Source organism: Streptococcus suis (genome assembly GCF_002960445.1).
Lineage (GTDB): Bacteria > Bacillota > Bacilli > Lactobacillales > Streptococcaceae > Streptococcus > Streptococcus hyiners.
Window position 1 is genome coordinate 44747 of record NZ_POJD01000257.1, and the last position, 11841, is coordinate 56587.

Genomic DNA, 11841 nt, shown 5'->3' on the forward strand with positions numbered 1-11841 from the left:
TTCTCTAAATAAAGAGCGTCTAAACTCACATAAACAGAAAAGCATAGACTCATTTTACCTAAATAAAATGAGTCTATGCTTTTTTCTTGCCAGCAATCCTATTTTATAAACTTCTATTGTTCTATCTAGAACAAACCAATAGCTGTTCCATCTTCTGCCACATCCATATTGAGGGCTGCAGGGGCTTTTGGAAGACCTGGCATGGTCATAACATCACCTGTAAGAGCAACGATGAAACCTGCTCCCAATTTTGGAACGAATTCACGGACTGTAATGTCAAAGTCTGTGGGTGCACCAAGAGCAAACTGATCATCTGAGAAGCTGTATTGGGTCTTGGCCATGCAGACTGGCAATTTATCCCAACCATTCTTAGCAAATTCAGTCAATTGATTACGAGCCTTCTTCTCGAAAACGACACCAGTACCACCGTAGATTTGGGTAACAATCTTAGTCACTTTTTCTTCTAGGCTATCGTCTGCCTTGTAAAGACATTGGTAATTAGCTGCTTGGTTTTCAATAGTAGCAACAACTGTTTCAGCCAATTCAACACCACCGTCAGCACCATTTGCCCATACGCTAGCCAATTCAACAGGTACACCAATCTCAGCACAAAGTTCTTTCAAAGCTGCAATTTCGTCAGCTGTGTCAGATACAAATTCATTGATAGCGACGACTGCTGGAATACCGTATTTCTGAATATTTTCAACGTGACGCTTCAAGTTAGAAAAACCAGCTTTCACTGCCTCTACATTTTCAGTTGAAAGTTCTGTCTTAGCTACACCACCATGCATTTTTAGGGCACGAAGAGTGGCGACAATGACCACTGCATCCGGTGCTTTTGGAAGATTTGGAACTTTAATATCGAGGAATTTCTCTGCTCCAAGGTCAGCACCAAATCCTGCTTCTGTGACCGTATAGTCGGCCAAACGCAGAGCTGTTGTGGTAGCGAGCACTGAGTTACAGCCATGAGCGATGTTAGCAAATGGACCACCGTGGACAAAGGCTGGCGTGCCATAGATAGTTTGGACAAGGTTTGGTTTGATAGCGTCTTTCAAAATGAGGGTAAGAGCACCTTCTACTGCCAAATCCCGCACGTAAACTGGACTGCGATCGAAACGATAACCAATCACAATATTTGCCAAGCGTTCTTTCAAGTCATTGATGTCAGTCGCCAAACACAAGATTGCCATGATTTCAGACGCTACCGTAATGTCAAAACCATCTTCACGTGGAATACCATTGAGCGGCCCACCCAAGCCAACCGTCACCTTACGAAGCGCGCGGTCGTTGAGGTCCACGACACGTTTCCAGATGATACGGCGCTGGTCAATGCCAATCGCATTTCCTTGATGTATATGGTTATCAATCAAGGCAGAGAGAGCATTGTTGGCAGTCGTAATGGCGTGCATATCGCCAGTAAAGTGTAAGTTAATATCTTCCATTGGCAAGACTTGGGCAAAGCCACCGCCAGCAGCTCCCCCCTTGATACCCATAACTGGACCCAAAGAAGGCTCACGGAGGGCAATCATGGTTTTCTTACCAATTTTTGACAATGCATCAGCCAAACCGATAGTAATGGTTGACTTGCCTTCTCCTGCAGGTGTTGGGTTGATAGCAGTCACCAAGATTAGCTTACCAGGCGCATTGTCTTTTACCGCATTGATTTTATCAAAGGACAATTTTGCCTTGTATTTTCCATAGAGTTCAATATCGTCAAAACTGATACCAACTTTTTCAACGATTTCAGTAATGGGTTTCAAGGTCACACTTTGTGCAATTTCAATATCTGTTTTCATGAGAGCTCCATTTCCATATTTTTCACAAACATTATACCATAGAAAAAATGATTTTCGCATATTTTCCGAAGTTATTACAGATAATGTACGGTTTTTAGATACAATTATTCCCGATGAAACCACAATCATTTCAGTTAGGGAGATGATTTAGTAAATCTTTGTGAAAAGACCTTCTCAGAAACTTTACGAAAAATGGAAATTCTAGTACAATATGAACATGAAACTATTGATTACATCAGGTGGTACCAGTGAAGCCATTGACCAAGTTCGTGCTATTACCAATCATGCCTCTGGCAATCTTGGAAAAATCATTGCTGAACAGGCTTTGAGGATTGGACATGAAGTCACGCTTGTCACTACCAAGCAGGCTATTAAACCTGAACCACAGAAGAATTTAACCATTATTGAAATTACAAATGTTGAAAGTTTACAATCAACTTTAGAACCCTTGGTCAAGACCCACCATGTCCTCATTCATAGCATGGCCGTATCGGATTATACACCTGTTTACATGACTGGCTTGGAGGAGGTTCAGGCAACCGAAGATATTACTAGCTTATTGGATAAGAAAAATGCTGAAAGCAAGATTTCTTCCAAGGATGACTACCAAGTCCTTTTTCTCAAGAAAACGCCTAAAGTCATCTCCTACATCAAGAAATGGAATCCTTCTATCAAACTGATTGGATTTAAGCTATTAGTCGATGTTTCTAAGGAAGAATTATTTGCTGTTGCCCGCCAAAGCATTGAACGCAATGGTGCAGATTATATCCTTGCTAATGACTTGACAGACATCAAGGGCAATCAACATATTGCCTATTTAGTAGACAAGACTTCCGAAGTTCAAGCTCAGACGAAAGAAGAAATTGCCCAACTCATTTTGGAAACTCTCGAAAAAGGAGAAAAACATGGCTAACATTACTCTGGCTGTAACTGGCTCCATTTCCGCCTACAAGGCTGCTGATTTAACCAGTCAATTGACCAAGCTCGGCCATCAGGTAACTGTCCTCATGAGCCGCTCTGCTATGGACTTTATCACGCCCTTGACCTTCCAATCCCTGTCAAAAAATCTGGTCCACACAGATGTCATGCTGGAAGAAAATCCTAGTTCTATCAAACACATTGATATTGCCAAGGCGACAGATTTATTTATAGTAGCCCCTGCTTCTGCCAATACCATCGCTAAACTTGCGCACGGACTGGCTGACAATATGGTCACTGCAACAGCCCTTGCCCTGCCCCCTGGAACTAAAAAGCTGATTGCCCCTGCTATGAATACCAATATGTACCTGAATCCTGCCACACAGCAAAATCTCAAAACCTTGACAGAATACGGCTTTGAGGAAATTAAACCACGCGAAGCCCTGCTGGCCTGTGGTGATTTTGGGACAGGTGCCCTAGCTGAAATCGAGATTATTTTAGAGAAAGTGAGTTCTATTCTGAATGAAAACTAAGAAAGCCAACCAAGTCGCAACCCTAGCTATTTTTATCGCTGTTATGGTCGTCATCGAAACCATCAGTCAAGCTATCTTTGCAGCCTTTGTCCTCCCAGTCAAACCGACTGTTACCCATATACCCGTTATTATCGCAAGTATCATCTATGGTCCTCGTATTGGGGCTCAACTAGGTGGTTTTATGGGGATTATGAGTATCATCCGCAATAGTATTATTCTTTCACCTTTGAGCTATGTCTTCTCACCTTTTGTTGAGAATGGAAATCTCTACTCAGTGCTCATCGCACTTGTACCACGGATTTTGATTGGGATTACTCCTTATTATATTTACAAATTGTGGCAAAACAAGGCTGGTCTTGCACTTGCAGGATTAACCGGAACAGTCACAAACACCTTCTTTGTACTGTCAGGAATTTTCTTTTTCTTCGGCGGGGTCTTCAAGGGTGATATAAAGGTAGTCCTAGCAGCCATTGTTTCTGTCAACTCAATTGCTGAAATGGTGATCGCAACTATTCTAACCCTTGCAATAGTCCCAGTCTTACAGAAAGTTAAAAAATAAATATCAGAAAATCACGTGAAAGCGTGATTTTTCTTTTCAAACATGGTATAATGAAAGCGGTTAAAAGAAAATTATATAAGGAGATATGCGATGACTTATCAAGAAACCTATCAAACATGGCTCGACTTTGCAGACCTTCCAGACTACTTGCGTGAAGAATTAGTCGCAATGGATGAAAAGACCAAAGAAGATGCCTTCTATACAAATCTTGAATTTGGTACAGCTGGTATGCGTGGCTATATTGGCGCTGGTACTAACCGCATCAACGTATTCGTAGTCCGTCAAGCTACTGAAGGTTTGGCAAAGTTGGTAGAATCAAAAGGTGAAGAAGCTAAAAAACGTGGTGTAGCTATCGCTTACGACTCACGTCACTTCTCTCCAGAATTTGCTTTTGAGTCTGCTCAAGTATTGGCAGCACATGGTATCAAATCTTATGTATTTGAAAGCCTTCGCCCAACTCCTGAATTGTCATTTGCTGTTCGTCATTACAACGCCATCGCAGGTATCATGGTGACTGCCAGCCACAACCCGAAAGAATTTAACGGCTACAAGGTTTACGGCGAAGACGGTGGACAAATGCCACCTGCTGATGCCGATGCATTGACCAACTTCATCCGTGCCATCGACAATCCATTTGCAGTTGAATTGGCTGACCTTGAAGCAAGTAAGGAAAATGGTTTGATTACAGTTCTTGGCGAAGAAACTGACGTTAAATACCTTGAAGAACTCAAAGACCTCAACATCAATCCTGACTTGATTGCTGAGTATGGAAAGGACATGAAGATTGTTTACACACCACTTCATGGTACAGGGGAAATGTTGGCTCGTCGTGCTCTTGCACAGGCTGGTTTTGAGTCTGTTCAAGTTGTGGAAGCTCAAGCAACTGCTGACCCTGACTTCTCAACTGTCGCTTCACCAAACCCAGAAAGCCAAGCTGCCTTTGCCCTTGCGGAAGAATTGGGCCGTGAAGTCGGTGCAGATGTCCTTCTTGCAACTGACCCTGACGCTGACCGTGTTGGTGTTGAAGTTCGTCAAGCTGACGGTTCGTACTGGAACCTTTCTGGTAACCAAATCGGCGCTATCATTGCTAAGTACATCCTTGAAGCCCACAAGCAAGCAGGTACACTTCCAGCAAATGCTGCCCTTGCTAAGTCAATCGTATCCACTGAGTTGGTAACTAAGATTGCTGAAAGCTACGGTGCTACCATGTTCAATGTCTTGACTGGTTTCAAATTCATCGCTGAGAAAATCCAAGAGTTTGAAGAAAAGCATAACCATACTTACATGTTTGGTTTCGAAGAAAGCTTTGGTTATCTCATCAAGCCATTCGTACGTGACAAGGATGCTATCCAGGCTGTACTTATGGTTGCTGAAATTGCTGCCTACTACCGTTCTCGTGGCATGACCTTGGCTGACGGTATCGATGAAATCTTCAAAGAATACGGCTACTTTGCTGAGAAAACAATTTCTGTTACACTTTCTGGTAAAGATGGTGCAGAGCAAATCAAGGCAATCATGGCTAAGTTCCGTGACAATTCACCAGCCCAATTCAACGCAACAGACATCGCTGTCTTTGAAGACTTTGCCCTTCAAACTAAGACAGACAAGGATGGCAACGTAGAAAAACTCACTACTCCTCCATCAGACGTCTTAAAATACACCTTGGCAGATGATTCATGGTTTGCTGTTCGTCCTTCAGGAACAGAACCAAAAATCAAATTCTATATCGCAACAGTCGGTGAAACACTTGCTGAAGCAGAAGAAAAAATCGCCAACATCGAAAAAGAAATCAACGAATTTGTTGGGTAAAATTAAAAGCAAAAAGAGTCGCAGATGAACTGCACCCCAAAAGTTAGACACAAAATCTAACGATTGGGGTGTTTTTCTTATGAAATTAAGTTATGAAGATAAACTAGAAATATATGAGCTTAGAAAGAGTGGCGTGTCGTGGGTCAACCTTAGCCAGATATACAAGGTCACTATTGCCAATCTCACCTACATGATAAATCTCATGGATCGATATGGCGTGGAAATCGTTGAAAAAGGTAAAAATAGGTATTATTCACCTGAATTAAAGCAAGAAATAATGGATAACGTCTTGATTCATGGATGTTCTCAACTCTCAGTTTCCCTTGATTATGCCTTGCCAAATCGAGGAATGCTTCCCAATTGGATAGCACAATACAGGAAAAACGGGTATACTATTCTTGAAAAACCAAGAGGGAGACCGAGCAAGATGGGACGTAAACGCAAGAAAACCTGGGAAGAGATGACGGAATTAGAGCGCCTTCAAGAGGAAAATGAACGTCTTCGAACTGAGGTGGCCTTCCTAAAAAAGTTGAGAGAACTTCGCTTGAGGGACGAAACACTAGTGCGCGAACAGCAGAAACAATTAGAGATATGGTCCAAGGAGGATTCCGACTAGACCTCCTACTTGCGACAGCTAAAATGCCTCGCTCAACTTATTATTATCAAGTCAAGCAACTGGATAAACCCGACAAGAACAAAGCAATTAAGGCTGAAATTCAAGCCATTTATGATTACCATAAAGGTAATTACGGCTATCGTCGGATTTATTTAGAACTCAGAAATCGAGGTTTCTTCATCAACCACAAAAAGGTGCAGCGCTTGATGACAGTCATGGACTTAGCTGCTCGTATTCGTCGTAAGCGCAAGTATGCTTCTTACAAAGGTGAGGTGGGTAAGAAGGCTAATAATTTGATTAAACGTCAGTTTGAGGGCTCTAAGCCTTATGAAAAATGTTATACCGATGTGACGGAGTTTGCTTTGCCTGAAGGGAAACTCTACTTATCGCCTGTTCTTGACGGCTATAATAGTGAGATTATTGATTTTACCCTGTCTCGGTCACCTGACTTGAAGCAGGTTCAAACCATGCTTGCGAAGGCTTTTCCAGCAGATTTATACAGTGGGACTATTCTCCACAGCGATCAAGGTTGGCAATACCAGCACCAGTCTTACCATTACTTTTTGGAAACCAAAGGCATTCGACCATCCATGTCCCGCAAAGGGAATAGCCCAGATAATGGGATGATGGAGTCTTTCTTTGGCGTCTTGAAAACAGAAATGTTTTACGGATTTGAAAAGAGTTTCAAGTCTCTGGATCAACTGGAGAAAGCTATCACTGATTATATTTTTTACTACAACAACAAACGAATCAAAGCAAAATTAAAAGGACTTAGTCCTGTCCAATACAGAACTAAATCCTTTCAATAATTATTTGTCCAACTTTTTGGGGTCAGTACACAGACGCGACTCTTTTTTTTTATGAATAATGAGAGAGCAAAGTATTCGCTCTCTCTAACTCTAGCTTTCAACAATCCACTCGGTTGACAATGGGCAACTTTAATACAAGTAGTTTCAATGCACTAGTTATTTCTTCTTATTAAAGTTCCAGCCAAAGATAAGCTAGCAACAATAGCACCTCCACTCATAATCAATATGAATGTTGAGTCTGTTTCACCTGTATTTGGCAATACCGCTACTTGTGTCCCTGGAGTTACCACAACTTTAAGTGGTTCTGATTGAACTGGAACACTTGGAGTAACCAGTGGGGTAGGTGGAGTCAAAGCAACTGGAGGAATTGGAACTACTGGCGCAGTTGGAACTGCCGGTTGAGCTGGAACTACTGGCGCAGTTGGAACTGCCGGTTGAGCTGGAACTACTGGCGCAGTTGGAACTACCGGTGGAGTTGGGACTACTGGTGGAGTTGGAACTGCTGGTGGAGTTGGAACTGCTGGCACAGTTGGAACTGCCGGTTGAGCTGGAACTACTGGCGCAGTTGGAACTACCGGTGGAGTTGGGACTACTGGTGGAGTTGGAACTGCTGGTGGAGTTGGAACTGCTGGCACAGTTGGAACTACCGGTGGAGTTGGGACTACTGGTGGGGTTGGAACTACCGGTGGAGTTGGAACTGCTGGCACAGTTGGAACTACCGGTGGAGTTGGGACTACCGGTGGAGTTGGGACTACCGGTGGAGTTGGAACTGCTGGTGGAGTTGGAACTGCTGGCACAGTTGGAACTACCGGTGGAGTTGGGACTACTGGTGGGGTTGGAACTACCGGTGGAGTTGGAACTACCGGTGGAGTTGGGACTACTGGTGGAGTTGGAACTGCTGGTGGAGTTGGAACTGCTGGCACAGTTGGAACTGCCGGTGGAGTTGGAACTGCTGGTGGAGTTGGAACTGCTGGCACAGTTGGAACTACCGGTGGAGTTGGGACTACTGGTGGGGTTGGGAGATTTGGATCACAACCACAATCTTGACCATCTACACCGTCTCTACCGTCTTTACCGTCTCTACCATCTCTACCGTCTCTACCGTCTTTACCATCACGGATAAAGGTGGTTTCTCGTGTGCCGTCTGGTTTGACAATAGTAATCGTTTGACCTGGGTTACCATTTTGGTCTGTGCCTGGGGTTACTGTGACTTCTGAATTCTTACCGTCGCGGCCGTTGAGAATGGTTTGACGGCTGATTTCCTGACCATCACCATCTTTGATGATAATGGTAGTACCGATAACCTTGTCTCCCTCACGAACTTCGATTTGTTCTACAAGTGGAGACTTGCCATCCTTACCGTCAACACCGTCTCTACCATCTTTACCATCACGGATAAAGGTGGTTTCTTGAGTGCCGTCTGGTTTGACAATAGTAATCGTTTGACCTGGGTTACCATTTTGGTCTGTGCCTGGGGTTACTGTGACTTCAGCACTCTTACCATCGGCACCATTCTTACCGTCTACACCGTTGAGGATAGTTTGACGGCTGACTTCGTTACCATCGCCATCTTTGATGATAATGGTTGTACCGATAACCTTGTCACCCTCACGAACTTCGACTTGTTCTACTAGTGGGGACTTGCCATCGCGACCATCTTTACCATCTACACCATTCTTACCATCTTGACCTTTGGCTCCATCTTTACCGTCGCGGATGAAGGTAGCTTCTCGTGTGCCATCTGGTTTGACGATAGTAATCGTTTGACCTGGGTTACCATTTTGGTCTGTGCCTGGGGTTACTGTGACTTCAGCACTCTTACCATCGGCACCATTCTTACCATCTTTACCATCACGGATAAAGGTGGTTTCGCGACTACCGTCTGGTTTGACGATAGTAATCGTTTGACCTGGGTTACCGTTTTGGTCTGTGCCTGGGGTTACTGTGACTTCTGAATTCTTACCATCGCGACCGTTGAGAATGGTTTGACGGCTGATTTCCTGACCATCACCATCTTTGATGATAATGGTAGTACCGATAACTTTGTCGCCTTCACGAACTTCGATTTGCTCTACTAGTGGAGACTTGCCATCCTTACCGTCAACACCGTCTCTACCGTCTTTACCATCACGGATAAAGGTAGTTTCATGACTGCCATCTGGCTTAACGATAGTAATCGTTTGACCGGTATTACCATCTTGGTCAGTGCCTGGGGTCACTGTGACTTCTGAATTCTTACCATCGCGGCCGTTGAGAATGGTTTGACGGCTGATTTCCTGACCATCACCATCTTTGATGATAATGGTAGTACCGATAACTTTGTCGCCTTCACGAACTTCGATTTGTTCTACAAGTGGTGACTTGCCATCTTTTCCGTCGCGACCATCTGCACCGTTCTTACCGTCTTGACCTTTAGCGCCATCTTTTCCGTCGCGGATGAAGGTAGTTTCTCGTGTGCCATCTGGTTTGACAATAGTAATCGTTTGACCTGGGTTACCGTTTTGGTCTGTGCCTGGGGTTACTGTGACTTCAGCACTCTTACCATCGGCACCATTCTTACCGTCTACACCGTTGAGGATAGTTTGACGGCTGACTTCGTTACCATCGCCATCTTTGATGATAATGGTTGTACCGATAACCTTGTCACCTTCGCGAACTTCGACTTGTTCTACTAGTGGTGACTTGCCGTCTTGACCTTTGGCACCATCTTTACCATCACGGATAAAGGTGGTTTCTTGAGTGCCATCTGGTTTGACAATAGTAATCGTTTGACCTGGGTTACCATTTTGGTCTGTGCCTGGGGTTACTGTGACTTCAGCACTCTTACCATCGGCACCATTCTTACCGTCTACACCGTTGAGGATAGTTTGACGGCTGACTTCGTTACCATCGCCATCTTTGATGATAATAGTAGTGCCGATAACCTTGTCACCTTCGCGAACTTCGACTTGTTCTACTAGTGGTGACTTGCCATCTTTTCCGTCGCGACCATCTACACCGTTCTTACCATCACGGACAAAGGTAGTTTCACGACTGCCATCTGGTTTGACAATAGTAATCGTTTGACCTGGGTTACCGTTTTGGTCTGTGCCTGGAGTAACAGTGACTTCGGCACTCTTACCATCAGCACCATTCTTACCATCTTGACCATTGAGGATGGTTTGACGACTGATTTCATTACCATCGCCATCTTTGATGATAATAGTAGTGCCGATAACCTTGTCACCTTCGCGAACTTCGACTTGTTCTACTAGTGGTGACTTGCCATCCTTACCGTCAACACCGTCTCTACCATCTTTACCATCACGGATAAAGGTGGTTTCGCGACTACCGTCTGGTTTGACAATAGTAATCGTTTGACCGGTATTACCATCTTGGTCTGTGCCTGGTGTCACTGTGACTTCTGAGTTCTTACCATCGCGGCCGTTGAGAATGGTTTGACGGCTGATTTCCTGACCATCACCATCTTTGATGATAATGGTAGTACCGATAACCTTGTCTCCCTCACGAACTTCGATTTGTTCTACAAGTGGAGACTTGCCATCCTTACCGTCAACACCGTCTCTACCATCTTTACCATCACGGATAAAGGTGGTTTCGCGACTACCGTCTGGTTTGACAATAGTAATCGTTTGACCGGTATTACCATTTTGGTCTGTGCCTGGGGTCACTATGACTTCTGAATTCTTACCATCGCGACCATCTACACCATTATGAATGGTGGCGATTTCTGTACGCTGACCTGTAGAAGACACATTGTAAACTTTTACACTGCCATCTGGTTGAAGCTCTGAAACGACGGAGCTACCATTGGCACCATCACGACCGTTGGTACCGTCGACACCGTTGCGAATGGTGGCGATTTCTGTACGCTGACCTGTAGAAGACACATTGTAGACTTTTACACTGCCATCTGGTTGAAGCTCTGAAACAACTGAGCTACCATTGGCACCATCGACACCGTTGCGGATGGTGGCGATTTCAGTGCGCTGACCTGTAGAAGACACATTGTAGACTTTTACACTACCGTCTGGTTGAAGTTCTGAAACAACTGAGCTGCCATTGGTACCATCCTGACCTTTGGCACCGTCGACACCGTTGCGGATGGTGGCGATTTCAGTGCGCTGACCTGTAGAAGACACATTGTAAACTTTTACACTACCGTCTGGTTGAAGTTCTGAAACAACTGAGCTACCATTGGTACCATCTTGACCTTTGGCACCATCGACACCGTTGCGGATGGTGGCGATTTCAGTGCGGTCACCTGTAGAAGACACATTGTAGACTTTTACACTACCGTCTGGTTGAAGTTGTGAAACAACTGAGCTACCATTGGTACCATCTTGACCTTTAGCACCATCACGACCGTTGGTACCGTCGACACCGTTGCGAATGGTGGCGATTTCAGTACGCTGACCTGTAGAAGACACATTGTAAACTTTTACACTACCGTCTGGTTGAAGTTCTGAAACAACTGAGCTACCATTGGTACCATCTTGACCTTTGGCACCGTCACGACCATCGACACCGTTGCGGATGGTGGCGATTTCAGTACGGTCGCCTGTAGAAGACACATTGTAGACTTTTACACTACCGTCTGGTTGAAGTTCTGAAACAACTGAGCTACCATTGGTTCCATCTTGACCTTTGGCACCGTCACGACCATCGACACCGTTGCGAATGGTGGTGATTTCAGTACGCTGACCTGTAGAAGACACATTGTAAACTTTTACACTACCGTCTGGTTGACGTTCTGAAACAACTGAGCTACCATTGGCACCATCGACACCGTTGCGGATGG

7 protein-coding genes are annotated in these 11841 nt (G+C 44.5%); 5 read left to right on the plus strand and 2 right to left on the minus strand.

The features are described 5' to 3' along the window. Positions 1 to 125: 125 nt before the first annotated feature. Positions 126 to 1796: a formate--tetrahydrofolate ligase gene (locus tag C1G53_RS09520; protein WP_105118484.1), complete on the minus strand. Its 1671-nt coding sequence runs from the start codon at positions 1794 to 1796 to the stop codon at positions 126 to 128. 217 nt (positions 1797 to 2013) lie between these two features. Between C1G53_RS09520 and C1G53_RS09525 the strand changes: the two genes are divergently transcribed. The 5 genes from C1G53_RS09525 to C1G53_RS09545 all read left to right on the plus strand — a co-directional run bounded on the left by C1G53_RS09525 (position 2014) and on the right by C1G53_RS09545 (position 7040). Beyond that, positions 2014 to 2709, plus strand: coding sequence for a phosphopantothenate--cysteine ligase (locus C1G53_RS09525; protein ID WP_161941402.1), 696 nt, complete (start codon positions 2014 to 2016; stop codon positions 2707 to 2709). Further along, positions 2702 to 3247, plus strand: a complete 546-nt coding sequence (gene coaC, locus C1G53_RS09530; RefSeq protein ID WP_105118486.1) for a phosphopantothenoylcysteine decarboxylase — start codon at positions 2702 to 2704, stop codon at positions 3245 to 3247. Before C1G53_RS09525 ends, coaC begins: the two co-directional genes overlap by 8 nt. After that, positions 3237 to 3806 (plus strand): ECF transporter S component, encoded by a 570-nt coding sequence (locus tag C1G53_RS09535; RefSeq protein WP_105118487.1) that lies wholly within the window; start codon positions 3237 to 3239, stop codon positions 3804 to 3806. Before coaC ends, C1G53_RS09535 begins: the two co-directional genes overlap by 11 nt. 90 nt (positions 3807 to 3896) lie before the next feature. Further along, complete coding sequence (locus tag C1G53_RS09540; RefSeq protein ID WP_105118488.1) at positions 3897 to 5615, plus strand: phospho-sugar mutase; 1719 nt, start codon at positions 3897 to 3899, stop codon at positions 5613 to 5615. Positions 5616 to 5694: 79 nt separating this feature from the next. Beyond that, positions 5695 to 7040, plus strand: a protein-coding gene (locus C1G53_RS09545) for an IS3 family transposase (RefSeq protein WP_192873122.1) whose coding sequence is annotated in 2 segments (ribosomal slippage) — positions 5695 to 6136 and positions 6136 to 7040 — 1347 coding nt in all. Because the reading frame shifts where the segments join, the coding sequence is not laid out codon by codon here. Positions 7041 to 7192: 152 nt separating this feature from the next. On the opposite strand, the gene C1G53_RS13190 is transcribed toward C1G53_RS09545, so the two are convergent. Further along, positions 7193 to 11841 (minus strand): LPXTG cell wall anchor domain-containing protein (locus C1G53_RS13190; RefSeq protein ID WP_192873123.1); only part of this gene is annotated, 4649 nt, incomplete at its 5' end.